The sequence below is a fragment of the Bosea vestrisii genome (assembly GCF_030144325.1).
GTDB lineage: Bacteria > Pseudomonadota > Alphaproteobacteria > Rhizobiales > Beijerinckiaceae > Allobosea > Allobosea vestrisii_A.
Genome location: NZ_CP126307.1, coordinates 5088686 through 5115214 on the forward strand (window position 1 = coordinate 5088686; position 26529 = coordinate 5115214).

Sequence of the window (26529 nt, forward strand, 5' to 3'; positions counted from 1 at the left end):
AGGCCAATGATTTCGCTACGAACACCTCACCCCTGCCCCTCTCCTTCCAGGAGAGGGGTTATTGAGGTTCAGCCGCCCTATTTGAGCGCGCAATCCTTCGCATGCGGATCGGCGTAGTCCTCGAACACCTTCTGGGCGATCTCGGTCTGGAACTTGCCGTCGGCCCGCTTGGCGACCTTGACCAGGTAGAAGTCCTGGATCGGGTAGCCATTGGTGTTGAACTTGAACTTACCGCGCAGCGAGGTGAAGTCGGCCTTCTTGATCGCGGCGCGGAGCTTGTCCTTGTCGGCGGTGCCGCCGGCGGCCTTGACCGCCGAGTCGATCAGCTGCGCCGCGTCATAAGCCTGCTGGGCATAGGAGCCGGGCACGATCTTGTAGGCGGCTTCATAGGCCGAGACGAACTTCTTCGTCTGCGGATTGTCCATGTTGGGTGCCCAGGTCATGCCGCCGAACATCCCGACCGCTGCGTCCTGCTGCGCCGGCAGCGTCGATTCGTCGACCGTGAAGGCGGAGAGGAAAGGCACCTTGCCGGTGAGGCCTGCCTGCGACCACTGCTTGACGAAGTTGACGCCGAGGCCGCCGGGCAGGAAGGCAAAGACCACGTCGGGCTTGGCCGAGGCGATCTTGGCGAGCTCGGCCGCGAAGTCGAGCGAGGTCAGCGGGACATAGACCTCGTCGAGGATCTCGCCCTTGAAGTAGCGCTTGAAGCCGGCGAGCGAGTCCTTACCCGCCTGGTAGTTCGGCGCGATGATGTAGGCCTTCTTGTAGTTCTGGTCCTGCGCGTACTTGCCCAGCACCTCGTGGACCTGGTCGTTCTGGTACGAGGTCACGAAGAAGTTCTGGTGGCAGGCCTTGCCGGCCATGGTCGACGGACCGGCGTTCGGGCTGATCAGGATGGCGCCGGAATCGAGCACCGGCTTGGCGATCGCGCCGAGGATGTTCGAGAACACCGGGCCGACGACGAAGTCGACCTTGCCGCCCTCAACGTAGCTGCGGACCTTGCCGACCGCGACGTCGGGCTTGAGCTCATCGTCGATCACGGTGATCTGCACCGGCACGCCGCCGAGCTTGCCGCCGTTCTGATCGACGGCGAGCTGGAAGCCGTCGCGGACCTGCTGGCCGAGCGCCGCCGCCGGCCCGGTCAGCACGCTGACCACGCCAATCTTCAAGGGCTCCTGCGCCTGCGCGCTGGCAAGCCCGAGCGCGAGCGCGCCGGCACTGAGCGACAAAGCGAATTTCAGTGTCATGTCGGATGTCCTCCCGGGACCTGCGAAAGCCGCCGCCGAAGGGATCCCCATCCCCGTTTCACGCAGCGCCACGGCCATATTGTTTCAAGCTTAAAATATCTGCAAGGGGTTCTGATCGGTAATTTTTGTGCGTGGGCGGAGAGCGTCATTCTCGGGCAAAGCGAAGCGCAGACCCGAGAATCTCAGGATGAGGAGGCGCAGATTGGAGCCTCTTCCTGCCAGAGATGCTCGGGACGAGCCCGAGCATGACGCGTCCTTCGCTTAGCCGGCCTTACGCCTGCACGCCGTCGACGTACCAGTCCATCTTCGAGAGCATCTCGTCGCTCGCGGTTTCGCCGGCCTTGAGGCGCAGCGTGCCCTTCTGGTCCTTGAGCTCGCCGGTGAAGGGGTGGAGCGTGCCGGCGATGATGCCCTTCTGCACGTCGTCCGCGGCGGCGCGTGCCGCCGGCGTGATCGCGTCGTTATAGGGCGCGAGCTTGACCATGCCTTCCTTGAGGCCGTGCCAGACGTCGCCAGTCTTCCAGGTGCCGCCCATCGCTTCCTTGACGCGCTTGATGTAGTAGCCCGACCAGTCGTCGACGATCGCCGAGAGATGCGCCTTCGGCGCGAAGGCCTTCATGTCCGAGGCCTGACCGAAGGCGAAGACGCCGCGCTGCTCGGCCGCCTGCAGCGGGGCGGCGGAATCGGTGTGCTGGGTGATCATGTCGGCGCCCTGATCGATCAGCGCCTTGGCCGCATCGGCCTCCTTGGCCGGGTCGTACCAGGTCGAGCACCAGATCACCTTGGTCTTGAAGTTGGGGTTCACCTTCTTCGCCGCGAGATGGAAGGCGTTGATGCCCATCACCACCTCGGGAATAGGGAAGGAGGCGACATAGCCCGCCTGGCCGGTCTTCGACATGTGGCCGGCGATGGTGCCGATCGCAGCCCGGCCCTCGTAGAAGCGGGCATTGTAGGTGGCGACATTCTCGGCGCGCTGATAGCCGGTCGCGTGCTCGAAGAAGATCTTCGGGAACTGCTTGGCAACCTGGATCGTCGGGTTCATGAAGCCGAACGACGTGGTGAAGATCAGCTGGTTGCCGGCCTGGGCGAGCTGGCGGATGGCGCGCGCGGCATCGGGACCTTCGGCGACGTTCTCGATGAAGCTGGTCTTGATCTTGGCGCCGTACTCCTTCTCCAGCGCCAGCCGGCCCTGATCATGGGTCCAGGTGTAGCCATGGTCGCCGATCGGGCCGACATAGACGAAGCCGACGCCGAACGGCGCCTGGGCGCGCGCGCCGACCAGCGGCAGGGCCGAGCTGGCGGCAGCGCCGGCAAGAAGAGTGCGGCGGGTGATGATGGTCGACATGATGGTGCTCCCCGTTGTCGGTTGCGGCGTCGTCACGACGCCGGGAAAGGCTTGCCGAGGCAGGCGGGCGCGTCGCGTCCGCCGATCCTCCGTCCTAGCGACATCATGGTCAGAACCACAATCGTCGCAAGGTAGGGGGTCATCGCCAGCACCTCGGGCGCGATGAAGCTCCAGCCGGCCGCCTTGGCCTGCAGCTCGAAGGTCGCGACCGCGCCGAAGAGATAGGCGCCGATCAGGAGCCGCCCCGGCTTCCACGCTGCGAAGACGACGAGCGCGAGCGCGATCCAGCCACGGCCGGCGGTCAGCCGGTCGGCCCACATCGGCGTCAGCGCCAGCGAAAAATAGGCGCCGCCGAGCCCAGCCAGCGCGCCGCCGAAGGCGGTCGCAGCCGTGCGGATCGCCAGCACGCGATAGCCGATGGCATGGGCGGAATCGGCATTCTCGCCGACGGCGCGCAGGATCAGCCCGGCCTTCGTCCGGCGCAGGAACAGGCCGACGGCGAGGACGAGCGCGAGCGAGAGATAGACGATCGCGTCATGGCCGAAGACGAGGCGCAGCCAGGGATGCGCAGCGTAATCGGCCGGAAAGAGCGGGCCGAGCCGCGTGATCGTGCGGCCGACGAAGCCGGCGCCGATCAGCGAGGAGGCGCCGATACCGAAGATCGTCAGGGCCAGGCCCGTAGCGACCTGGTTGGAGCCGAGGCCGAGTGTCAGCAGCGCAAAGATCATCGCTGCCGCGACGCCGGCCAGCGTGGCGGCGATGAGCCCGAGCGCGATGCTGCCGGTCGAATAGGCGACCGCGAAGCCCGCGACGGCCCCGCACAGCATCATGCCCTCGACGCCGAGATTGAGGACGCCGGCCTTCTCGGTGACGAGCTCGCCGAGGCTGGCGAGCAGGATCGGCGTCGCTGCCGCGGCAAGCGTCATGAAGATCGAGACGAGAATGGCGGCGGTCATGGCGCGACCTTCGCCGGGCGCGTTTTCCATGCCAGCCGCCAACGCACCAGCACATCGGTCGCGAGCAGGAAGAACAGCAGCAGCGCCTGGAACATGCCGGTTGCGGCCGAGGGCAGGCGGACCGTGCTCTGGGCGATCTCGCCGCCGACATAGGTCACTGCCAGCACCAGCGCGCCGAAGACGATGCCGACAGGCGAGAGCCGGCCGAGGAAGGCGACGATGATCGCGGTAAAGCCGTAGCCGACCGGAAATTGCGGGGTGAGCTGGCCGAAAGGGCCAGCCGCCTCGAGCAGACCGGCGAGTCCGGCAAGGCCGCCACCGGCAAGCAGCACCGCCCAGGTGACGCGGTTCGCGTCGAAGCCACCATGGCGGGCGGCGGCGGGTGCGCGGCCGACGACGCGGACGGCGTAGCCGGCGACGGTCTTGCTCATGACGAACCAGGCGATCAGCGCGAGCAGGATGGCGAGCGGCACGCCGACGTGGACGAGCGAGCCTTCCGCGACCGCCGGCAGCGTCTGGCTGGCGCTGAACATCTTGGTCTGCGGGAAGTTGAAGCCGTCCGGATCCTTCCAGGGACCGCGCACGAGATAGTACAGGAACTGCACCGCGACATAGGTCAGCATCAGGCTGGTCAGGATCTCGCTGACCTGCAGGCGAACCTTCAGCAGAGCCGGCAGCGCTGCGAAGGCCGCGCCGCCGAGAATGCCGCCGAGCGCCATCGCCGGCAGGATCCACCAGCCGGTCATGTCATGGGTCAGCAGCGCGACGCCGGTGCCGGCAATCGCGCCCATGACGTATTGCCCCTCGGCGCCGATATTCCAGACATTGGCACGGAAACCGATGGCGAGACCGAGCGCGACCATGATCAGCGGCGCTGCCTTGACGCCGAGATCGGCCCAGCGCTGCGGTTCGATCAGTGGCGTAATGAAGATCGCGGTCACCGCGCGCAGGCCGTCATAGCCGATCGCGCCGAAGACGAGCATGCCGGTCAGCATGGTGAGCCCGATCGCGATCAGCGGGCTCAGATAGAGCATCGCCTTGCTGGGCTCGCGCCGGCGCCGCCACTCAAGCATGCGCGGGCTCCGCGGCAGGGCTTTCGCCGTGGACGCCGCCCATCAGCAGGCCGATCTCTTCCAGCTGCAGTCCTGGGACCGGCCGTGCCTGCGATAGCCGGCCCTGATTGATCACGCAGAGCCGGTCGGAGAGCTCGAGCAGTTCGTCGAGATCCTGCGAGATCACCACGATGGCCGAGCCCTGAGCGGCGAGGTCGACGAGCGCCTGCCGGATTGCGGCGGCAGCGCCCGCATCGACCCCCAGGTCGGCTGCGCCACCACCAGCACGTCGGGCTTCTGCCCGATCTCGCGGCCCATGATGAATTTCTGCAGGTTGCCGCCGGACAGCGAACCGGCCAGAGCCGCGGCGCCGGTGGTGCGGACGTCGAAACGGGCGATGACATCCTTCGCATAGGCCTCGACCGGGCCTTGCCGGATCACGCCCGCCGGCGCCAGCGGCAACCGATGGCGGGCGGTGAGCACGACATTTTCGGCGAGGGTGAAGTCGGGCACGGCGGCATGGCCATTGCGCTCTTCGGGCACGCAGGCGAGGCCGGCGGCGCGGCGCGCGCCGGCGCCTGAAAGACCGATCGGCCGGCCATCGAGCTTGATCGCGTCGGCCCTGCCGGCAAGATGCTCGCCCGAGAGCGCCATCAGCAATTCGGCCTGGCCGTTGCCGGCGACCCCGGCGATGCCGAGGATCTCGCCAGCATGGGCCGCGAAGGAGATGCCTTTCAGGCTGGTGCCGAAGGGCGGCTCGCCCGGCATGTCGAGCTTGTCGACGCTGAGCCGCGCTGCGCCCGCCTTGCCGTCGCCGGCTGGTCGCTGAATGTTCTTCAGCTCGGCGCCAATCATCAGCTCGGCCATGCGCCGGGTCGTCTCGATGCGCGGATCGCAGGTCGCGACGACCTTGCCGCCGCGCAGGATGGTCGCCGCCTCGCACAGCGCTTTGATCTCGTGCAGCTTGTGGCTGATGTAGAGGATCGAGCAGCCTGCCCGAGCGATCTGGCGCAGCGTCTCGAACAGGCGCTCGACCTCCTGCGGCGTCAGCACCGAGGTTGGCTCGTCCATGATCAGCAGGTTCGGCTTCTGCAGCAGGCAGCGCACGATCTCGATGCGCTGGCGCTCGCCGACCGAGAGTGTATGCACCTCGCGGTCCGGGTCGAGCGGCAGCGAATAGCTGTCGAGGATCGCCTTGATCCGCGCCTTCAACTCCTCGGCTGCGACGGTCTCGTCGAGGCCGAGCGCGATATTCTCGAGCACGGTCATGCCGTCGAACAGCGAGAAATGCTGGAAGACCATGCCGATGCCGAGCCTGCGGGCCGCCTTGGGCGAGGCGATCTCGACCGGGCGGCCGTCGAAGCTGATCTGCCCTTCGTCGGCGCGCTGCACGCCGTAGATGATCTTGACCAGGGTCGACTTGCCGGCGCCGTTTTCGCCGAGCAGGGCATGGATCTCGCCGGGGCGGACGGAGAGGCTGATGTCCTGGTTGGCTTTCACGCCCGGAAAGCTTTTTCGAAACATGGGCGAGCGCCAGGCGCGAAGGTGCCGTCTGGTCAGGCGGCTGCGTCATGGCGGTTCCGTGCCCTCGCGCGTCTCGTGGCTTTCTCGCCAAGCAAGCAACGCACCAGCTCGGCACTCGTCAAGGCGGCGATCACCTCCGGACGCTTGTCATGCACATCCGATCCGCCGATCGGGCAGGTGAGCTGCGTCAATGCCCTGCTACCGGGGTGGCGGCGGCGGAAGCTTGCCTCGAAGCGGGCGCGCTTCGTGCTCGAGCCGATCATGCCGACATAGGCCGCATCGCCGCGCAGCAGCGCCGCCTCTGCCAGGCGATAATCGAGCGCATGGCTATGGGTCAGCACGACAAAGGCCGAGCCGAGCCGGGCTGCGGCAAGCGCAGTTTCGGGATCGTCGAGACGAAGGCAGACGACAGCCGCTGGCACATCGTCGAACTGGCTGGGCCGGTCGTCGATGAGCGTCACAGCGAGGGGAAGCAAGGCGAGGCTGCGCGCCAGCGCCTTGCCGGTATGGCCGGCGCCGAAGATCAGCACTTGCGGGCGCTCGGCCGCGGCTTTCGCCTCGTCCTGCCTCAGCGCTTCGAGATGCGCTGGGGTCGCCGGCTCCATCGCCACCCGGACGCGCCCGCCGCAGCACTGACCCATTTGCGGGCCGAGCGGGATATCGATCAGCCGTGGGCCGTTGCTGTCGAGCAGGGCGCGGGCGAGATCGATGCAATGGAGTTCGAGCTGGCCGCCGCCGATCGTGCCGGCGCTGCCACGGGCGCTGACGATCATCGTCGCGCCGGCCTCGCGGGGGGTGGAGCCCTGCGCTTCCGCGATGCGGACGATGACGGCGCCGTCGGCGAGGTTGGCAGCGAGAAAGTCGGCGGCGGTCATGGCGACGGCTTCCGATAAAGGCGCGGGAGCCCTCTCCCGGAACGGGGGAGGGTTGGGAGGGGGCAGTGCCGACACTGGTTGAATGGGGTGCCGGCCCCCTCTCCACCTCTCCCCCGTTCCGGGAGAGAGAGCCTGCCGCGGTTCCGCAGTCTCATAGCTTGCCCTCCGCCAAGGCCCGCACTCGGTCGACCGCGTCGAGCATCCGCTCCGGCGTCGCCGGTGCGTCGAGCTGCGGGCAGAAGCGGTGGTCGCCGACGCTGGCGACCGCATCGGAGAGCGCATGCAGCACGCTGATTGCCAGCATCAAGGGCGGCTCGCCGACCGCCTTGGAGCGGTGGATGGTGTGCTCGCGATTGGGAGCCTTCTCCAGCAACGCGACGTTGAAGATGCGCGGCCGGTCGGAGGCGACCGGGATCTTGTAGGTCGAGGGCGCGTGCGTCTTGAGGCGCCCCTTTTCGTCCCAGACCAGCTCCTCGGTGGTCAGCCAGCCCATGCCCTGGACGAAGCCGCCCTCGATCTGGCCCTTGTCGATCGCCGGGTTCAGCGAGTTGCCGCAGTCGTGCAGGATGTCGACGCGCAGGGTCTTGTACTCGCCGGTCAGGGTGTCGATCGCGACCTCCGCCGCGGCGGCGCCATAGGCGAAGTAGTAGAACGGGTGGCCGCGCCCGGCCTTGCGGTCCCAATGGATTTTTGGCGTTGCGTAGAAGCCTGTCGCCGAGAGCTGGACGCGGGCCATATAGGCCGCCTTGACCAGCTCGACGAAGCCGATCTCGCGTGCGCCGACCTGCACCCTGCCAGGCAGGAAGGCGATCGCCTCCGGCTTTTCCTGCCAGTGCTTACAGGCGAAGGTGATGAGCCGCTGCTTGATCGTCTCACAGGCGTCGAGCGCCGCCATGCCGTTGAGGTCGGAGCCGGAAGAGGCAGCCGTCGCCGAGGTGTTCGGCACCTTGCCGGTCGTCGTCGCGGTGATCTTGATCTCCCCAAGCCCGATGCCGAAGGCCTGGGCCACCACCTGCGCCACCTTCTGGTAGAGCCCCTGGCCCATCTCGGTGCCGCCATGGTTCAGCGACACCGTGCCGTCGGTATAGACATGCACCAGCGCGCCGGCCTGATTGTACCAGGTCGCGGTGAAGGATATCCCGAACTTGACCGGCGTCAGCGCGATACCACGCTTGATCACCGGGCTCTCCCGGTTGAAGGCGCGGATCGCCTGCTGGCGGACGCGGTAGTCGCAGGAATGCTCGAGGTCGTCGATGACCTCGGCGGCGATCATGTCCTCGACCGGCTGGTGATAGGGCGTGATCTCACGGCCCTCTCCGCCGTAGAGGTTACGCTTCCTCACTTCCAGCGGGTCGAGCCCTGTGGCGTAGGCGACCTCCTCGATGAAGCGCTCGGCCCCGACCATGCCTTGCGGCCCGCCAAAGCCGCGGAAGGCGGTGTTCGAGACCGTATGGGTGCGCAAGGGCTCCGAGCGGGCCCGCACCGCCGGGTAGAAATAGCAATTGTCCATGTGGAACAGCGCGCGGTCGGTGACCGGGCCGGAGAGATCGGCATTCCAGCCGCAGCGTGCGGCATAGACCGCGTCGACCGCGTGGATGCGGCCGTCATCGTCGAAGCCGATCTCGTAATCGACGACGAAGTCGTGGCGCTTGCCGGTGATGACCATGTCGTCGTCGCGGTCGGGCCGGAGCTTCACCGGCCGCTTCAGCTTGCGCGCGGCCAACGCCGCGACGCAGGCGAAGAGGTTGGCCTGCGTCTCCTTGCCGCCGAAGCCGCCGCCCATGCGCCGGACCTCGATGGTGACCGCATGCGCGCCGACGCCGAGTACGGCTGAGACCATGTGCTGGACCTCGCTCGGATGCTGGGTCGAGGAGTGCACCAGCATGTCGCCGTCCTCGCCCGGAATGGCGAGCGCGATCTGGCTTTCCAGGTAGAAGTGATCCTGCCCGCCGATCGCCATCGAGCCTTTCAGCCGGCGCGAGCTGGCGGCGAGCGCCTCGGTGACGTCACCACGCTCAAGCTTCAGCGGTTCGGTCACGAGATCGGAGCCGGCGGCGCGCGCTGCGGCGACGTCGAGCTGGGGAGGTGCCTCGTCGTAAGCAGCCTTGGCCAGTATCGCGGCGTGGCGAGCCTGTTCGCGCGTCTCGGCAACCACGGCGAAGAGCGGCTGGCCGTGATGCAGGATGTCCTTCGTCGCAAAGACCGGTTCGTCATGCTTGTGCGTCGAGGAGATGTCGTTCGCGCCGGGAATGTCGGCTGTGGTGAGGATCGCGAGCACGCCCGGTGCAGCTTCGACAGCCGACAGGTCGAGCGACAGCAGCCGGCCATGCGCGATGGTCGCGAGCCCGAGATAAGCATGGGCGAGGCCGGCTGGCTCGGCGATATCGTCGATATAGAGGGCTTCGCCGGCGACGTGCTTCTCGGCTGAATCGTGCTTCAGTGGCGAACCGACGATCGGCCGCGTCTCGCCAAGGTCGAGTCGTTTGCGCGCGTCAGCCATGGGCGGCCTCCGCCAGCAGGCCGGCAACGCGGGTCGCGGTTTCAGGATGGGTCGTCTCGATCAGGAAGCGCCGCAGCAGGTTGCCGGCAACCTTGAGGCGATAGGCGGCCGAGGCCCGCATATCAGAAAGCGGTGTGAAATCCTGCGCCAGCGCCGCGATTGCGGCGGCGACCGCGGCGTCGTCCCAGGAGCGGCCGAGCAATGCGCCTTCTGCCGCTTTGGCCCGCTTCGGGATGCCGGCCATGCCGCCATAGGCGAGCCGTGCTTCGCTGACCCGGCCGGCGCCATCGAGTTCCAGATAGAAGGCGCCGCAGACGGCCGAAATATCCTCGTCGAAGCGCTTCGAGATCTTCGAGACGTGGAAGAGCGCGTCCGTCGGCAGCTTCGGCACCAGCACGGCTTCGACGAACTCACCCGGCTGCCGGTCCTGCTTGCGGTAGTCGAGGAAGAAGGCTTCGAGCGGGATGGTACGGCGGCTCCCGCCCTTGCGCAGCACCAGCGTCGCCCCGAGCGCGATCAAGGCCGGCGGCAGATCGCCGATCGGCGAGCCATTGGCGATGTTACCGCCGATCGTGCCGGCATTGCGCACCTGCTCGCCACCGAAGCGGCGTAGCATCTCGTCGAGCTGCGGGGAGATGCCGGCCAGCGCCTCGCGCACCGCAATCTGGTTTGCCATCGCACCGAAGCGCAGATGGTCGCCTTTGTCCGAGATCGCTCGCAAATCGTCGATCCGGCCGAGATAGATCACCGGATCGAGCCGGCGCATGCCCTTGGTGACCCACAGGCCGACATCGGTGGCGCCGGCGACCAGAGTCGCCTGCGGGTGGACGCCGATGAGCCCGGCCAGCGCCTCGACGGTGGCGGGGGCGTAAAAATGGCGCTCTCCATTGCCGATCGAGAGTGTCTTGCCGTCCGCGAGCGCCTTCAGCCGGGCGATGACCGCAGGTATCCCTGCGATGAACCGGTCTTCCTCGCGCTCGGCGGCGTCCATGCGCTGCGCCGCCGCAATGATCGGCTCGTAGCCCGTGCAGCGGCAGAGGTTGCCGGCAAGCGCGTCCTCAATGCGCTGTACGGATGGTGCCCGCTCGTTCAGCCAGAGCGCGAACAGCGACATCACGAAACCGGGCGTACAGAAGCCGCATTGCGAGCCATGGCAGTCGACCATCGCCTGCTGCACCGGGTGGAGCGCGCCGTCCGCGCCCCTGAGGTGCTCGACGGTCAGGACATGGCAGCCGTCCAGCGTCGGCAGGAAGCGGATGCAGGCGTTGATCGCCTCATAGCGCAGTTGCCCGCCATCGAGCCGGCCGACCACGATGGTACAGGCGCCGCAATCGCCCTCGGCGCAGCCTTCCTTGGTGCCGGTGCGGCGGCGGTCGAGCCTGAGCCAGTCGAGCACGGTACGGCTCGGATCGCAGGACGCGATCTCGATCAGCTCATCGCCGAACAGGAAACGCACGCTCTCACGCATGGCGGGTTGGTGCATGGCGGTCTTGCCGCTCGCAGATCGGATTCATGCCCCAAGATTAGGCACGTTCGCGGCTTGGCCGGAAGCTTTGATTTGGTGCAGATATGATCGCGATTTGAGCCGGAGCGGCGAGCCTTGAGCAAAGACGGTGCGATCTCGGCCCTGCGCGGCCGGCTTCTCTGGTTCGTCGGTGATCCGCACGAGACGGGCGAACCCGCGCATCGCTATGTCGAGGACGGGCTGCTCGTCATCGAGGACGGCCTGGTCCGAGCCGCCGGCGAGGCGAGGGAACTGCTGCCGACGCTGCCGGCCGGTGCCGCGATCACCGACCACCGCCCGCATCTGATCATGCCGGGCTTCATCGACGCCCATATCCACATGCCGCAGACTCAAGTTGTCGCCTCCTATGGCGCGCAACTGATGGAGTGGCTGAACAAATACACCTTCGTCGAGGAGCAGAAGCTGGCGCAGCAGGGCCATGCCGAAAAGCTCTCAGCCTTCCTGCTCGACGAGTTGCTGGCGAGCGGCACGACGACGGCCGCGGTCTACTGCTCGGTGCACAAGCAGTCGGCCGAGGCCTTCTTCGCCGAATCGCACCGACGCAACACCCGCATGATCGCCGGCAAGGTCATGATGGATCGCAACGCGCCGCCGGCGCTAACCGACACCGCCGAAAGCGGCTATGCCGACAGCAAGGAGCTGATCGGCCGCTGGCATGGCAAGGGCCGCCAGCTTTATGCGATCACGCCGCGCTTCGCCGTGACTTCGACGCCGGAGCAGATGGCGGCGTCACAGCGGCTGGTCGAGGAGCATCCCGACTGCTTCGTCCAGACCCATATCAACGAGAACCGGGCCGAGATCGCCTTCGCTCGAGAGCTCTATCCCGACGCAGCCGACTATGCCGGCATCTACGAGGATTATGGGCTGCTCGGGAAGAAGAGCCTGCTCGGCCATTGCATCCACATGACCAAGCGCGAATGGCGCGCCTTCGCTGAGCATGGCGCCATCGCCGTATTCTGCCCGACCTCGAACCTCTTCCTCGGCTCAGGCCTGTTCGACTGGGATCGCGCCCGCCGCGAGGGCGTCAAGGTCGCGGTCGCCACGGATATCGGCGGCGGCACCTCCTATTCGATGCTGCGGACCATGGCCGAGGCCTACAAGATCCTGCAGCTCCAGGGGCAGTCGCTGTCAGCCTTCGAGGCGCTGCACGCGATCACGCTCGGCAACGCGGCGGCGCTCGGACTCGATCACTTGATCGGCTCGTTCGAGCCGGGGCGCGAGGCTGACATCGTCGTGCTCGATCCGGCCGCGACGCGGATGATGGCGCACCGGCTGGAGACGGTGCGAGACTTGGCGGAAGAACTCTTCGTGCTGGTCACGCTCGGCGATGAGCGCAATGTCGTCGCGACCTATGTCGCGGGGGAGCGAGCGGGTCTGCCGTCATTCTCGGGGGCCGCGTAGCGGGGACCCGAGAATCTCTCGCGGAGTAGGGCGCCTTCTCGTCCTGAGATGCTCGGATCAAGCCCGAGCATGACGCGCAATCAGCCCAGCACGCCGCCCTTGCGGGCGTGGTCGAGATAGATTTCGCGCAGCCGGATCGTCGCCGGGCCCGGTGCGCCGTTGTGGATGCTGTGGCCGTCGATCGTCGTCACCGGCATCACCAGGCTGGTCGCGGAGGTGATGAAGGCCTCCTCAGCGTCGAGGGCCTCTTCCAGCGTGAACTCGCGCTCCTCGAACGAGAAGCCACTCTCGGCCAGGAAGGCGAGCACGGCCGTGCGGGTGATGCCGGGCAGCACCTTGTGCGAGAGCGGGCGCGAGATCAGCGTCTTGCCCTTGACGATCCAGGCGGTTGAAGAGGCGCCCTCGGTGACGACGCCGTCCTCGATCATCCAGGCCTCCTGCGCGCCGTTCTCGGCGGCAAACTGCTTGGCCAGCACCGGGGCGAGCAAATTGACGCTCTTGATGTCGCGGCGGGCCCAGCGCAGATCCGGCGTGCTGACGACCTTGATGCCGGTCTTGGCCAGTGGCGTATTGGCGAACTGGCGCGCCTGTGTGAACAGCACCAAAGACGACTTCACCCCCTTGGGGAATGGAAAGTCGCGATCGGCGGCGCCGCGCGAGACCTGCAGATAGATGCTGCCTTCATCCAGGTTGTTGCGGGCGATCAGCTCCTGATGGATCGCGACGAGCTCAGCGCGCGAACAGGGGAGCTCGAGGCCGATCTCGCCGGCCGAGCGCTCAAGCCGCGCCAAATGCGCCTCGCAGTCGACCAGCTTGCCGCCGAGCACGGCCGAGACTTCGTAGATGCCGTCGCCGAAGATGAAGCCGCGATCGAAGATCGAGATCGTCGCCTCTTCCTCGGGGAGGTAGGCGCCATTGACATAGACGGTGCGGCTCATGGGGATGGTCTCATGCGGAAAGGACGGACCTTCCTAGCCGAGGCGGGCGCATGAGGCGAGATATCATGCCGGCTTGCTGGCCGGCGTCAGATGCAGGACGGCGCTAACCTGTCGCCTTCGCCTCGAAATGGCGCTGGCGGAAGGCACGGACCTTGGCGCGATTGCCGCAGACCGACATCTCGCACCAGCGCCGTAGCCGGTTCTTGGTGGTGTCGAAGAACAGCCAGCCGCAATGATCGCCTTCGCATTGCTTGATGCGGGCGAGGTTCTGCTGGGTCAGCACGGTGAGGGCCGAAAGCGCGATCGGCCCGCGGATCGCTTCGCTGAGCGTCTGGCCGGCGTCCCAGCGCCAGACGAAGCCATCGCCGAAGGGGGACAGCTTGGCGCAGGCCAGGCAGTGCGCGTGGATGGCGGCGAGCTGCGACCGATCCTGTTCGTCCGGTTGCTGGCGGCGGGAAAGGCTGAGGCCGATCCGGTAGATCGTGTCGCGCAGATCGAGTGCCTCGGCGAGCAGGCGCGTCGCCAGCCCTGCATCGGCTGCGAGCGCGGCCAAGGCGGCGTCCCGGTCGCTGTCGCTGATCGCCTTGGCGTGCCGCGCCCAGATCACGACGTCGCGCCCCTCGCGCAGATGCTCGAGCTCGTTCGGCCCGCCGCGCCCCGAAGCGGTGTTGGTGAAGTCGAAGGCGAGCTCGCTGGCGACGAGCGGCAATGAACCGGCGCGGCTCGAGCCGCCTGTATGATCGGCTATCATGTAACCAGCTATCTCTGATTTACAGGTTAAATCAAGCAGCTTAGCGTCCGGCCACGGCTTGAACCGTGGAGGAGAACGGACATGAGAACGAATTGGGCCGCGATGCTCGCCGCCGGCGTGCTCGCAATGTCGCAAGGCGCGGCGCTGGCGCAGATCAAGCTCGGTGTCGCCGGCCCGATGACGGGCGCGAGCGCTGCCTTCGGGGCGCAATTGAAGAACGGTGCCGAGCAGGCGGTCGCCGACATCAATGCCGCCGGCGGCATTCTCGGCCAGACGATCGCGCTCTCGAGCGGAGACGATGTAGGCGATCCCAAGCAGGGCGTCTCGGTCGCCAACAAGTTCGTCGGCGACGGCGTCAAGCTCGTCGTCGGCCACTTCAACTCCGGCGTAACTATGCCGGCGTCCGAGGTCTATGCCGAGAACGGCATGCTGATGATCAGCCCGTCGGCGACCAATCCGAAGATCACCGAGCGCGGCCTGTGGAACGTGTTCCGCACCTGCGGCCGCGACGATCAGCAGGGCGTCGTCGCCTCCGGCCATATCGCCAAGACCTTCAAGGGCAAGGTGATCGTCGTCGTTCACGACAAGACGACCTATGGTCAAGGGCTCGCCGAGGAAACCCGCAAGGGTCTGCATGCCGCCGGCATCAAGGAAGCGCTCTACGAAGGCGTCAACACCGGCGAGAAGGATTTCTCGGCGCTGGTCTCGAAGATCAAATCGGCCAAGGCCGACCTGCTCTATTGGGGCGGGCTGCACACCGAGCTCGGCCTGATCGTCCGCCAGATGCGCGACCAGGGCCTGACGACGGTGGCGATGGGCGCCGACGGCATCACCTCCGACGAGTACGCCGTGATCGGCGGCCCGGGCACAGAAGGCACGCTGATGACCTTCCCGCCCGATCCGCGCAAGCGCCCCGCTGCGGCCGAGGTCGTGAAGCGCTTCGAGGCCAAGGGCATCAATCCCGAGGCCTACACGCTCTATTCCTATGCCGCGGTCCAGATCATGAAGCAGGCGGCTGAGCAGGCGAAATCGCTCGATTCGAAGAAGATCGCCGCCGCGATGCATTCGGGCATGACCTTCACGACCGTGCTCGGCGACATGTCCTATGACAAGAAGGGCGACCGCACCAACCTCGACTACACCGTCTACACCTGGAAGAAGGGTGCGGACGGCAAGATCAGCTATGTTGAGAACTGATAGCTTCAGCTAGCCGGTGTCGGTGGCCTCCCCTGGCCGGACACCGATAGGGCGCCGCTTCGCTCAAGGCGAGGCGGCGTTTTCGTGTCAGCACTTCAGCGCCGCCGCTATCAGGCGCTGGGTATAGTCCTGCTGCGGGGCCTCGAAGATCGCCTCGGTCGGCCCGCGCTCGACGACCCTGCCGTCCTTCATCACCATGATCTCGTCGGCCATGGCGCGGACGACGGCCAGATCGTGGCTGATGAAGAGATAGGAGAGGTCGTGCCTCGCCTGCAGGTCCTTCAGCAGGGCGACGATGCTCTGCTGCACGGTGCGGTCGAGCGCCGAGGTCGGCTCGTCCAGCACGACCAGCGCCGGATGCAGGATCATGGCGCGGGCGATGGCGATGCGCTGGCGCTGGCCGCCGGAGAACTCGTGCGGATAGCGATTGCGGAGCGCTGGATCGAGACAGACCTCGATAAGCGCTGCAGCTGCCCGTCGCTCGCGTTCCACACGTGACAAGACGGGCTCGTGCATCAGCAGCCCTTCGGTGATGATCTCGCCGACGGTGAGGCGCGGCGAGAGCGAGCCGAATGGGTCCTGGAAGACGACCTGCAGGCTCTTGCGCAAGGGGCGCATCGCGGCGCGGTCGAGTGGGGTGAGCGCCCGGTCCTCGAAGCGCACGAGCCCGGAGGAGGGCAGGAGCTTGAGCAGCGCCCGCCCGAGGGTCGATTTGCCCGAACCGGATTCGCCGACGATGCCGATGGTCTGGCCACGTTTCAGCGTCAGGTCGACGCCGTCGACGGCGTGCAGTGTCACCTTCTCGCGCTTGAGGAAGCCGCGCGACAGGTCGAAGGAGACGCGCAGGTCGCGGGCTTCAAGCAGGATGGGAGCATCCGGCGGCGGAGGTTCCTTGTGGCCATGCGGCTCGGCCGCGAGCAGCACCTTGGTGTAGGGGTGCTGCGGCGCCTCGAAGATCGCCTGCACCGGGCCGCTCTCGACCACTTCGCCGGCCTTCATCACATAGACGCGCTCAGCATATTTCCTGACGAGGCCAAGATCGTGGCTGATCAGGATCACCGCCATGCCGAGCCGCTGCCGGAGTTCGGCGATCAGCGCGAGGATCTCGGCCTCGATGGTGACGTCGAGCGCCGTGGTCGGCTCGTCGGCGATCAGGATGTCGGGATCGTTGGCGAGTGCCATCGCGATCATCACGCGCTGGCGCTGCCCGCCGGAGAGCTCGTGCGGATAGGAATCGAGCCGGCGCTCCGGATGCGGGATGCGCACCAGCTTCAGCAGCTCCAGCGCCCGTGCCCGTGCTGCTTTGCGCGACAGGCCCTGATGCTTGCGCAAGGGGGCCGCCATCTGCGTGCCGATCCGGAACAGCGGATCGAGCGAGGTCATCGGCTCCTGGAAGATCATCGCGAGCTTCCTGCCACGATAGCTGTTGAGGACCGCCGGCGGCAGCTTGAGCAGGTCGACCTCGCGATAGCGGATCGCGCCGGTGGCCTCGCCATTGCTGGCGAGGAGCCCCATCGCCGCCATCACGCTCTGGCTCTTGCCGGAGCCGGATTCACCGACGACCGCGACGAATTCGCCGGGGCCGACATCGAGATCGATACCGCGCACTGCCTCGCACGGGCCGTCATTGGTGCGGAAGCGGACCTTGAGATCGCGGATGGCGAGGATCGGTTCGGCGGTCATGGTGCGAACTCCCTCCCCCTTGTGGGGGAGGGTTGGGGAGGGGGGTATCGAGGGTGGGGGCTTTGAAGCTTGCGCCCGCCCGGTATCGAGAGCACCCGACTCCCGCAGCCTCACGGCTGACTACCCCCCTCTCTAACTCTCCCCCACAAGGGGGAGAGGACCTGTCGCGGCTCCCGTGCCCTTTGCCATCTCAGCGATCCCTGGGGTCGAGCGCATCGCGCAGGCCGTCGCCGAGGAAATTGAGTGCGAACAGCGTCGTCACCAGGAAGGTGGCAGGAAAGGTGAGCATCCATGGCGTCGCCTGGATGGCGCGGGCGCCGTCCGAGATCAGGACGCCCCAGCTCGTCATCGGCTCCTGAATGCCGAGTCCAAGGAAGGAGAGGAAGCTTTCGAGCAGGATCACCTTCGGCACCAGCAGGGTGACATAGACGACGACCGGCCCGAGCGTGTTCGGGATGACATGGCGCTTCAGGATGCCGCCGGTCGAGACGCCGAGGGCCTCGGCCGCCAGCACATAGTCCTGCCGCCTGATCGAAAGCGCCTGGCCACGGACGATGCGCGCCATGTCGAGCCACTCGATCGCGCCGACGGCGAGGAACATCAGGATGAAGTTCCGGCCGAAGAAGACGACGAGCAGGATGACGAAGAAGATGAAGGGCAGGGAATAGAGCACGTCGACGATGCGCATCATCACCATGTCGATGCGCCCGCCGAGATAGCCGGCAGTCGCGCCATAAACGACGCCGATCACCAGCGCGACGCCGGTGGCGAGCAGGCCGATGGCGAGCGAGACCCGGCCGGCGATCAGCGTGCGGGTGAGCAGGTCGCGCCCGTTCGAGTCGGTGCCGAACAGGAAGTATTGGTGCTTGATCGGGACGTCGAGGCTGAGCCGGCGTCCCTCCTGCTCATTGGCGGTAATGACCGGCGTGCCGAACTGGTCGGAACGGTCGAAATAGACGAGCAGGCGCTGGTCGATCGGCCGCGGCGAGGTCAGCACCAGCCGGACGCGGTCGTTCTGCGCCACAATCTCGCTCGGCGTCGCCCTGATCCGTGATGCGATGCGTTGTAAGGCAGCCGGCAGTCCCTCTGCCTTGGGGTAGGCGGACAAGCTGGCGGGGACGCGGACATAGTCCTGATAGACCCGGTCGTAAGCATGACCGGTCATCAGCGGGCCGACGACGCAGGCCAGCATCATCAGCGCCAGCACGACAAGGCTCGCCACCGCGGCGCGATTGCGCAGCAGGCGGATGCGGGCGTCCTGCCAGAGCGAGCGGCCGATGGGCGGGATGGGACAGGCGGTCGTGTCGCTCATCGCTCACTCCAACCTGACGCGCGGGTCGAGTAGCGCATAGAGCACGTCGACCACGAGGTTGAAGAGCAGCACGAAGATCGCGACGACGACGACCGTTCCCATCACCAGTGTGTAGTCGCGGTTGAGCGCGCCCTCGACGAAATAGCGGCCTATCCCGGGAATGCCGAAGATCGTCTCGACCACGACCGAGCCGGTGAGCAGGCTCGCCGCCGCCGGCCCGAGATAGGAGACGACCGGCAGGGCCGCGCCTCGCGCGGCATGCAGCGCGATGGTCGAGGTCGAGAGGCCCTGGGCCCGCAAGGTGCGGATATGGTTGGCGCGCAAGGTCTCGATCATTGCCGCGCGCGTCATTCGCGCGATCACGGCGATCTGGGGCAAAGCGAGCGTCACGATCGGCAGCACGGTATTGCGGAAGGCGCCGCCGTTCCAGCCACCGACCGGCAGCCAGGCCAATGTCAGCCCGAAGACGATCTGCAGCACCGGCGCGACGACGAAGTTCGGAATGGTGATGCCGGCGGTGGCGAAGCCGATCACGGCATGGTCGGCAGCGCGGTTCTGGCGGAAGGCGGCGAGCATGCCGAGCGGGCCGCCGATCGCGAGCGCCAGCAGCAGCGCCGAGGCGCCCAGCCGGATCGAGACCGGCAGGCCCTGCGCGAACAGTTCGCCGATCGAGAAGTCGCGGAAATAGAAGGACGGGCCAAAATCGCCGCGCAGCAGGGCTGCGAGATAGGTCAGGTATTGCTGGAACAGCGGCTGGTCGAGCTTGTAGATGCGCCGCAGGTTCTCCATCACCTTGGCTTCGAGCGCCTGCTCGAGATCGAACGGCCCGCCCGGTGCGACGCGCATCAGGAAGAACGAGATCGTCACGATCACGAACAGGGTCGGGATCGCGGTGGCGAGGCGGCGCAGGATGTAGGTGAGCATCAGGTTTTGCCGGGATGCGCGCCATTCTTCCCTTCTCCCCCTGCGGGAGAAGGTGGCCCGAAGGGCCGGATGAGGGGTCGCGCAGGTCTTGGGAGCTGCGGGAGGTGCACCCTTAGGCTCATAATCAGTGTCGCGAGACCCCTCACCCCAACCCTCTCCCGCAAGGGGAGAGGGGGTAGGTCGCGCTTTTCCAGCCGGTCAAGCCCGACCATGACGCGCGCTCTCACCTCACGGCTTCAGGCTCATGAATCGCGTCGGCAGCGCGCCGCGCAGATTCTGCTGGAAGCCCTGCACTTTCGGCGAGACCAGATTCTTTGAGGAATAGTAGAGCACGGGGATCCAGGGCACGTCGGCGGCGAGGATCGCGTCCGCCTCGCGCAGGATCGCGGCGCGCTTGGCGATGTCGATCTCTTCGGCACCCTGCTTCATCAGCGTGTCGAACTGCGGGTTGTTGTACTTGCCCGAGTTGAAGCCGGTGTTGTCGCTCTGGAACAGGAACAGGAAGTTCTGCGGGTCGGAATAGTCGCCGATCCAGCCATAGCGGGCGATGTCGAAATCGCCGCCGTCGCGAAGCAGGGCGAAGTGCGTCTTGCCGTCAGTGTTGATGAAGCTGGTCTCAACGCCGATCGCCTTCCATTGCTCGGCGATCGCGATCACGGTGCGGCGATTATTGTCGGTGGTGTTGTAGCGCAGCTGGACCTTGAGCGGCACGCCGGGCCCGAAGCCCGCGGCGGCGAGCAGCTTCTTGGCTTCGTCCTCGCGGTCGAGCGGGGAGGTGCCCTTGAAGTCGGCCTCGGCGCGCTCGCCGTAATTGCCGATATTCGGCGGGATCACGCCATAGGCCGGCAGCATGGTGCCGCCCCAGATCTCCTCGGCGATGAACTCCCGGTCGATCACCAGCGATAGCGCGCGGCGCACCCTGATGTCGTCGAAAGGCTTCTTCGCGGTGTTGATGATCAGGAAATAGGTGCCGAGATAGGGCGAGACCCTGACCTGCTCCTTGCCGAGCTTCTCGCGCAATTGCTGGATCTGATCGGCCGGGATGTCCGATGTCATCTGCAGCTCGCCGGCCTGGAAACGGCGGGCGGCGGCGGAGAAGTCGGGCGTCGGATAGTAGATGACCGTATCGATCTTGACGTTCGCGGCGTCGTGGAAGGCCTTGTTCTTCTCCAGCCGGATATGCGAGTTCGGCACGAACTCCTTCAGCGTGTAGGCGCCGTTCGATACCCAGTTCTCCGGCTTGACGAAGTCCTTGCCGAACTTCTGGATCGAGGCCGGATGGACCGGCAGCCCGGTCTGGTGGGTCAGCAATTCCAGGAAATAGGGGGTCGGCCGCTCAAGCGCGATCTCGAGTGTGCGGTCGTCGATCGCCTTGACGCCGAGGTCTTCCAGCTTGGCGCCTTCGCCGGCCTTGTTGATCTTCTCGGCATTGCGGATCGGGTAGAGGATGTTGGCGTATTTCGCCCCGGTTTCCGGATTGACCATGCGCCGGAACGAAAAGACGAAATCGCCCGCCGTGACCGGGTCGCCATTCGACCATTTGGCGTTGGCGCGCAGCTTGAAGGCGTAGCTCTTGCCGTCCTGGGCCATCGTCCAGCTCTCGGCGACGCCGGGCACGACTTCGCCGTTGATGTGGTGGATCACCAGGCCTTCGGACAGGTCGCGGAGCAGATGCGCCTCGCTCACCGTCGAGGTCTTGTGCGAATCGAGCGTCTCGGGATCGCCGTCATTGCCACGATGGAACACGACCTGGGCCATGGCGGCGCTGGCGATCGCAAGAAAAAGGCCGCTCGCCAGCGCGAGCGGCCGGATGGCACGCCGGATTCCGGACTGACGGTGGATCTCACGCATGAGCGCTCTCCGAACTCTTCGGACGGGCCCCTTCCCGCTCGTGGCGGGAAGTATGGGCCTATCGCGGCGCGCCCGCCAAGAGCGAAAAGCCGGTATCAACCACTCATGCTAAGCCACTGTCCTGCTTCTGAAAGCTGGCTCAGAAACGACTTCAACAAGGCCTTTCCCAAGGTCAGCCGGCGGCTGCCCGCCCTTGCGCCTCCGCGACCGCGACCGCGGTCATGTTGACCACGCCGCGCGCCGTCACCGAGCCGGTGAGGATGTGCACCGGTTTGGCGGCGCCGATCAGGATCGGCCCGACCGGGAGCGCGTCGGCCAGCACCTTGGCGAACTGATAGGCGATATTCGCGGCGTCGAGATTGGGGAAGATCAGGACGTTGGCGATGCCCTTCAGGCGCGAGGACGGCAAAACCCGCTCGCGGATGGCGGCGACGAGCGCGGTATCCGCCTCCATCTCGCCATCGCATTCCAACTCCGGCGCGCGCTCCTGGATCAGCTTGACCGCCTTGCGCATCTTGATCGAGCTCGGCGTGTCGGCGGCGCCAAAATCCGAATGCGAGAGCAGGGCGATCTTCGGCTCGATGCCGAAACGCGTGACATGGCTTGCGGCCAGCACCGCCATGTCGGCGATCTCTTCCGCCGTCGGGTCATGCTTCACATGGGTGTCGGCGAGGAAGAAGCCGCCCTTGCTGGTGATGATCAGCGTCATTGCGGCGAGGTCGCAGACGCCAGGCTCCAGCCCGATGATATCGCGGATATGGCGTAGCCGCGAGAGGAACCGGCCTTCCAGTCCGGTGATCATCGCATCCGCCTCGCCGCGCACGACGGCGAGCGCCGCGATCACGGTGTTGTTGGTGCGCACCAGCGAGCGTGCCGCCTCGGGTGTGATGCCGCGCCGGCCGGCAATGTCGAGATAGGTCTGGACGTAATCGCGATAGCGCGGATCGTCCTCCGGGTTGATCAGTTCGCAATCGATGCCGGGCCGGATCGTCAGGCCGAAGCGCTTGACGCGGGTCTCGATCACCGAGGGGCGGCCGATCAGGATCGGGATCGCCATGCCTTCCTCGATCGCGATCTGGGCGGCACGTAGCACGCGCTCGTCCTCGCCTTCGGCGTAGATCACCCGCTTCGGATCGGCCTTCGCCTTGGCGAAGAGCGGCTTCATCAGGAAGCCGGAACGGAAGACGAAGCGCGACAGGTCCTCGCGATAGGCCTCGAGGTCGATCAGCGGCTTCTTGGCGACGCCGGTTGTCATCGCCGCCTCCGCCACCGCCGGTGCGATGCGCAGGATCAGGCGCGGATCGAACGGATTGGGAATCAGCGACGTCGCGCCGAAGGTCTGGGACTCGCCGCCATAGGCGCGGGCAGCGATGTCGGAGGTCGCCTCGCGGGCGAGGGCGGCGATGGCGCGGACGGCGGCGAGCTTCATCGCCTCGTTGATCGTCGTCGCCTGCACGTCGAGCGCGCCGCGGAAGATGTAGGGGAAGCACAGGACGTTGTTGACCTGATTCGGATAGTCCGAGCGGCCGGTGCAAATCATCGCGTCCGGGCGGACGGCGAGGGCATCCTCAGGTGTGATCTCGGGGTTGGGGTTGGCGAGCGCCAGGATCAGGGGCTTCGGCGCCATCTGCTTGGCCATTTCGGGCTTCAGCACGCCCGCGGCCGAGAGGCCGAGGAAGATGTCGGCGCCGCCGATCACCTCGGCGAGCGTGCGGGCCTCGGTTTCCTGGGCGTAGATCTCCTTCCAGCGGTCCATCAGCGTGTTGCGGCCCTTGTAGACCACGCCGTCGAGATCGGTGACCCAGATGTTCTGCGTGCGGGCGCCGAGCGACACGAGGAGGTTGAGGCAGGCGAGCGCCGCTGCACCGGCGCCGGAGACAACGATCTTGACCTCGCCGATCTTCTTGCCCGCGAGGTCGAGCCCGTTCAGGACGGCAGCGCTGACGATGATCGCCGTGCCGTGCTGGTCGTCATGGAAGACTGGGATGTTCATCCGGGCCTTGAGCTGCTCCTCGATCTCGAAGCACTCGGGTCCCTTGATGTCCTCGAGATTGATGCCGCCGAAGGTCGGCTCCAGGGCCGCCACGACCTCGACGAATTTCTCGACATTCTTCTGCTCGACCTCGATGTCGAAGCAGTCGATCCCGGCGAACTTCTTGAACAGGACGGCCTTGCCCTCCATCACCGGCTTGGAGGCGAGCGGGCCGATATCGCCGAGGCCGAGCACGGCGGTGCCATTGGTGATGACGGCGACGAGGTTCTGGCGCGAGGTCAGTTCCGCCGCCTCGCTGGGGTCGTCGACGATCGCCTCGCAGGCAGCGGCGACGCCAGGCGAGTAGGCGAGCGCCAGGTCGCGCTGGTTGCCGAGCGGCTTGGTCGCCTGGATCTCGAGCTTACCGGGCTTGGGAAGGCGGTGATAGACGAGCGCCCCCGAACGAAGGTCCGCCGACAAGGTGCTTTTAGCCATCCCCACGCTTCCTCTGCGCCGCCGTTGCTTGCAGACGAGGTCGCGCAGAAAGGGGGTGGGCGTCAAGCGGGGCCGGGCGGCGAAAGACCTGTGCCGCAGGACGAACGGGACCGAATTTCGCGGGCAGGCATTCCGGGATGGGTCAAAACCCAAACAAGTGGAGGCTCGTGAAACAGCCGTGAAACAAAACTAAACATTACAAAGAAATAATGATTTCAAAGGCCTCTGGCGTTGCAGACTGCCTCTCACGCACATCCGCCGATTTGGCTCCGGCGGCCGTTCTTGGGAGGGGTTGATGGAAGCGACGCGATCCGCCTTCGAAGAAGTCGTCTCGTTACGTCAGGCCAAGCAGCTGATTCAGTGCATGGCGCATGAGCAGAGCTTTCTGCTGCTCTCGCCTCCAGGGCTCGGCAAGTCCGAGCTGGTCTACGAGGCGGCGCGCGAGGCGGGGCTGCCCTGCCGCTCGCTGCTCGGCACCCAGATCGCGCCGGAGGATGTCAGCGGCATCCCGCGCATCGTTGGCGAGCGCTCGGTCTTCTGCCCGCCGCGCGTCCTCTTGCCGGAGAAGCCCGAGCCGTTCTGCCTCTTTCTCGACGAATTGCCGGCGTGCTCGCCCGATGTCCAGAAGGCGTTCTATTCCCTGCTGCTGGAACGCCGGCTGGGCGAACATGCCTTGCCGAAGGGCACCTGGGTGGTCGCCGCCGGCAATCGCCTGCAGGATCGCGCTCTGGTGCGGGCGATGAGCTCGGCGCTGGTCAACCGCGTCACCATACTGCAATTGCGCGTCGATACCGACGATTGGCTGGCCTGGGCCCAGCGCGCCGGCGTACGGAGCGAGATCCGCAATTTCATCGCGACGATTCCGGACGCGCTGATGCGCCCGGTGCCGGCGGAGCCCGTGCCGTTCTCGACGCCGCGGGCTTGGGCAATGCTGTCGCGGGCGCTCGACATGGCCGAGAAGGCGGGCTTTCTCAGCAGCGAACTCCGGCGTGCGCTCGCCTTTGGCCGGCTCTCGCCGGAGGACGCGGTGGTGTTCTGCGCGCTGGCTGAGGATTCGATTGGAGCGGTTCGCCCGCTCGAGGACTATCTGCGCAAGCCGGAGCTGCTGCCGAAGGGCGATTCCGCCCGCTGGTTCATCCTCGACTGCATCCGCCAATTCGTCAGGGATGGCCGCGCCGCTGGCATCAAGCCGGCGGTGATCAACCGTTTCCTGCGCAGCCTGTCGCATGAGCACCAGCTTCTCACCCTCAACGACATGGTCGAGACATGGGGGAGCTTGGGGCGGACCGCGCCATGTACGACCTCCTGCGCAAGGTCGCGGCATGAGCACCGCGTCCGATCTCTCAGCCGCCGACCGCGCCACCCATGCGCGGATCATGAAGGGCCTGCGGCTGGTCACCGCGCCGTTCCCGCATCTGGCCGGGCTTGCCGCCGCGGTGCGTGTCGAAATCGATGCGCGCGTGCCGACGATGGGCGTCTTTGCCTCCGGCCGGCTGCTGGCGAATCCTGCCTTCACGGCGAGGCTCTCCGGCGACGATCTCGTCTTCGTGCTCGCCCATGAGCTGCTGCATCTGGCACTGCGGACCCATGACCGGGCTCGCGGCAGCGCTACGCTCGAGTTCAACTACGCCCACGACTACATCATCAACGACATGCTGCGGCATGCGCTCGGCACCACGACGATCCCGGCCGGCGGGCTCGATATGCCGGGTGCCCGCGAGCGCTCGGCCGAGGACATCGTGCTGGAGATGCGCCGCACCGGCAATTACATGCCCTCGCGGACTCAAGTCTGGGAGGGGCAGGTCGTGACCGTCGAGCAGGTGCTCGGCGCGGCGCGGCAGGCGCCGGCGGGCTCGATGGGCGATGCGCTCGACGCGCGGCGCGAGCGCGAGCTCTTTCCGGAGAACAGCGCCGACCAGGCCGAGCGAGCGCGGGCGGTCCGCGATCTCGCAGGGCGCGGCATGGTATTGGCGAAGGCCATGGGCGTGATGCGCGGCAAGGGCGATAGTCCAGGCGGGCAGCAGCAGAGCGTGCGGGCCCAGCGCGGTTTCTTTCACACGCCCTGGCATGTCGCGCTCCAGCCCTGGCTCGACGGCGTCGCGCCGGGCGAGCGCACCTACACCCGCGCCTCGCGCCGCGGCAATGACCACAGCGATGTCGTGATGCCCGGCCGCAAGCGCTATTCCTGGATGCTCAACGTCATCCTCGACACCAGCGCCTCGATGGGTGACGACATCCCGAAAGCGCTCGGCGCCATCGCCGATTTCTGCGATGCGGCCGGGGTCGACGAGATCCGCGTCGTCCAGTGCGACACCGTCGTCACCTCGGACGAGGTGCTCTCTCCGTCAGCGCTCGCCGACTACCAGATCAGCGGCTATGGCGGCAGCGACCTGACGCCAGCGCTCGCTGCCCTGGCGGACGATCCGCGCGTGACCTCTGCCATCGTCATCACCGATGGCGACATCTCCTATCCGAGCGAAGCCGTCCCCTATGCGGTGCTGTGGGCGCTGCCGAAAGCTTCAGCTTCGTTCCAGCCGTCCTATGGCCGGGTCGTCGTCATGCAAGCGGGAGGCGCATCATGAAAGTCGTGCAGGATCTCGTCGCCTATTTCGACAACCGCGGAAAACTCTCGCGCCGGCAACTCAAGACGCTGCTCGAGCAGAACTCGATCGCGTCGGAAGCACCGACGAACATGCATGGGCTCTGCGAGAAGGTCGGAGCCGTCTACTATTTTCGCGTCACGGGTACCGTGGAGGGCCAGCTCTGGGGCACGGACATCTACAGCGGCGACTCGTCGATCGGCGCCGCGGCCGTGCATATGGGGCTGCTCAAGCCGGGCAAGACCGCCGTCTTCAGGGTGACGGTGGTGACGCCGCCGGAGGAGTTTCCCGGCACCGAGCGCAACGGTGTCACCAGCACCCAGTACGGCCGTTATCAGTACGCCTGGAAGCTGTCGGCGATCTGAGACCCTGGCCTGGGCC

General features: G+C 66.5%; 19 protein-coding genes and 1 pseudogene. 5 read left to right on the forward strand and 15 right to left on the reverse strand.

Going from position 1 to position 26529, the window contains the following annotated elements; genetic code table 11:
* Positions 1 to 77 precede the first annotated feature (77 nt).
* The 8 genes and pseudogenes from QO058_RS25020 to xdhA all read right to left on the reverse strand — a co-directional run bounded on the left by QO058_RS25020 (position 78) and on the right by xdhA (position 10982).
* Positions 78 to 1247 (reverse strand): ABC transporter substrate-binding protein, encoded by a 1170-nt coding sequence (locus QO058_RS25020; RefSeq protein ID WP_284168914.1) that lies wholly within the window; start codon positions 1245 to 1247, stop codon positions 78 to 80.
* A gap of 271 nt (positions 1248 to 1518) precedes the next feature.
* Positions 1519 to 2592, reverse strand: coding sequence for a BMP family ABC transporter substrate-binding protein (locus QO058_RS25025; RefSeq protein ID WP_284168915.1), 1074 nt, complete (start codon positions 2590 to 2592; stop codon positions 1519 to 1521).
* Between the two features lie 32 nt (positions 2593 to 2624).
* Positions 2625 to 3578: an ABC transporter permease gene (locus QO058_RS25030; protein ID WP_284168916.1), complete on the reverse strand. Its 954-nt coding sequence runs from the start codon at positions 3576 to 3578 to the stop codon at positions 2625 to 2627.
* A complete protein-coding gene (locus tag QO058_RS25035) occupies positions 3545 to 4621 on the reverse strand; it encodes an ABC transporter permease (protein WP_284168917.1) in 1077 nt (358 codons plus the stop codon). The genes QO058_RS25030 and QO058_RS25035 overlap by 34 nt, the downstream gene beginning before the upstream one ends.
* Positions 4614 to 6124 (reverse strand): annotated as a pseudogene (locus QO058_RS25040) (ABC transporter ATP-binding protein). The gene QO058_RS25035 and the pseudogene QO058_RS25040 overlap by 8 nt, the downstream one beginning before the upstream one ends.
* 32 nt (positions 6125 to 6156) lie before the next feature.
* On the reverse strand, positions 6157 to 6999 hold the full coding sequence (gene xdhC, locus QO058_RS25045) for a xanthine dehydrogenase accessory protein XdhC (RefSeq protein WP_284168919.1): 843 nt from the start codon (positions 6997 to 6999) through the stop codon (positions 6157 to 6159).
* A gap of 151 nt (positions 7000 to 7150) precedes the next feature.
* Positions 7151 to 9499, reverse strand: coding sequence for a xanthine dehydrogenase molybdopterin binding subunit (xdhB, locus tag QO058_RS25050; RefSeq protein WP_284168920.1), 2349 nt, complete (start codon positions 9497 to 9499; stop codon positions 7151 to 7153).
* The gene (xdhA, locus tag QO058_RS25055; RefSeq protein WP_284168921.1) at positions 9492 to 10982 is read right to left on the reverse strand and encodes a xanthine dehydrogenase small subunit; all 1491 of its coding nucleotides are present in this window, start codon (positions 10980 to 10982) and stop codon (positions 9492 to 9494) included. The genes xdhB and xdhA overlap by 8 nt, the downstream gene beginning before the upstream one ends.
* A gap of 117 nt (positions 10983 to 11099) precedes the next feature.
* Here xdhA and guaD point away from each other — a divergent pair, with 117 nt between their 5' ends.
* Complete coding sequence (gene guaD, locus QO058_RS25060; protein WP_284168922.1) at positions 11100 to 12425, forward strand: guanine deaminase; 1326 nt, start codon at positions 11100 to 11102, stop codon at positions 12423 to 12425.
* Positions 12426 to 12505: 80 nt separating this feature from the next.
* Here the strand turns inward: guaD and QO058_RS25065 are convergent, their stop codons facing one another.
* Positions 12506 to 13363, reverse strand: a complete 858-nt coding sequence (locus tag QO058_RS25065) for a D-amino-acid transaminase (RefSeq protein WP_284168923.1) — start codon at positions 13361 to 13363, stop codon at positions 12506 to 12508.
* A gap of 103 nt (positions 13364 to 13466) precedes the next feature.
* Positions 13467 to 14114, reverse strand: coding sequence for a CGNR zinc finger domain-containing protein (locus QO058_RS25070; protein WP_284168924.1), 648 nt, complete (start codon positions 14112 to 14114; stop codon positions 13467 to 13469).
* Between the two features lie 81 nt (positions 14115 to 14195).
* Between QO058_RS25070 and QO058_RS25075 the strand changes: the two genes are divergently transcribed.
* Positions 14196 to 15311 (forward strand): branched-chain amino acid ABC transporter substrate-binding protein, encoded by a 1116-nt coding sequence (locus tag QO058_RS25075; protein ID WP_284168925.1) that lies wholly within the window; start codon positions 14196 to 14198, stop codon positions 15309 to 15311.
* A gap of 87 nt (positions 15312 to 15398) precedes the next feature.
* Here QO058_RS25075 and QO058_RS25080 read toward each other — a convergent pair whose 3' ends face one another.
* From QO058_RS25080 to QO058_RS25100, 5 genes are all read right to left on the reverse strand, one after another.
* The gene (locus QO058_RS25080; protein WP_284168926.1) at positions 15399 to 16994 is read right to left on the reverse strand and encodes an ABC transporter ATP-binding protein; all 1596 of its coding nucleotides are present in this window, start codon (positions 16992 to 16994) and stop codon (positions 15399 to 15401) included.
* A gap of 190 nt (positions 16995 to 17184) precedes the next feature.
* A complete protein-coding gene (locus tag QO058_RS25085; RefSeq protein ID WP_284168927.1) occupies positions 17185 to 18306 on the reverse strand; it encodes an ABC transporter permease subunit in 1122 nt (373 codons plus the stop codon).
* 3 nt (positions 18307 to 18309) lie between these two features.
* A complete protein-coding gene (locus tag QO058_RS25090) occupies positions 18310 to 19230 on the reverse strand; it encodes an ABC transporter permease subunit (protein ID WP_284168928.1) in 921 nt (306 codons plus the stop codon).
* 228 nt (positions 19231 to 19458) lie between these two features.
* Positions 19459 to 21081, reverse strand: coding sequence for a peptide ABC transporter substrate-binding protein (locus QO058_RS25095; protein ID WP_284168929.1), 1623 nt, complete (start codon positions 21079 to 21081; stop codon positions 19459 to 19461).
* 172 nt (positions 21082 to 21253) lie between these two features.
* Entirely contained in the window at positions 21254 to 23548 is a 2295-nt protein-coding gene (locus QO058_RS25100) for an NADP-dependent malic enzyme (RefSeq protein ID WP_284168930.1), read from the reverse strand.
* Positions 23549 to 23843: 295 nt separating this feature from the next.
* Between QO058_RS25100 and QO058_RS25105 the strand changes: the two genes are divergently transcribed.
* Genes QO058_RS25105 through QO058_RS25115 form a run of 3 tightly spaced genes read left to right on the forward strand, consistent with a single transcriptional unit; the run spans position 23844 to position 26513 of the window.
* Positions 23844 to 25109, forward strand: coding sequence for an AAA family ATPase (locus QO058_RS25105; protein WP_284168931.1), 1266 nt, complete (start codon positions 23844 to 23846; stop codon positions 25107 to 25109).
* Positions 25009 to 26130: a vWA domain-containing protein gene (locus QO058_RS25110; RefSeq protein ID WP_284168932.1), complete on the forward strand. Its 1122-nt coding sequence runs from the start codon at positions 25009 to 25011 to the stop codon at positions 26128 to 26130. Before QO058_RS25105 ends, QO058_RS25110 begins: the two co-directional genes overlap by 101 nt.
* Positions 26127 to 26513, forward strand: coding sequence for an LCCL domain-containing protein (locus QO058_RS25115; RefSeq protein WP_284168933.1), 387 nt, complete (start codon positions 26127 to 26129; stop codon positions 26511 to 26513). The genes QO058_RS25110 and QO058_RS25115 overlap by 4 nt, the downstream gene beginning before the upstream one ends.
* Positions 26514 to 26529 lie beyond the last annotated feature (16 nt).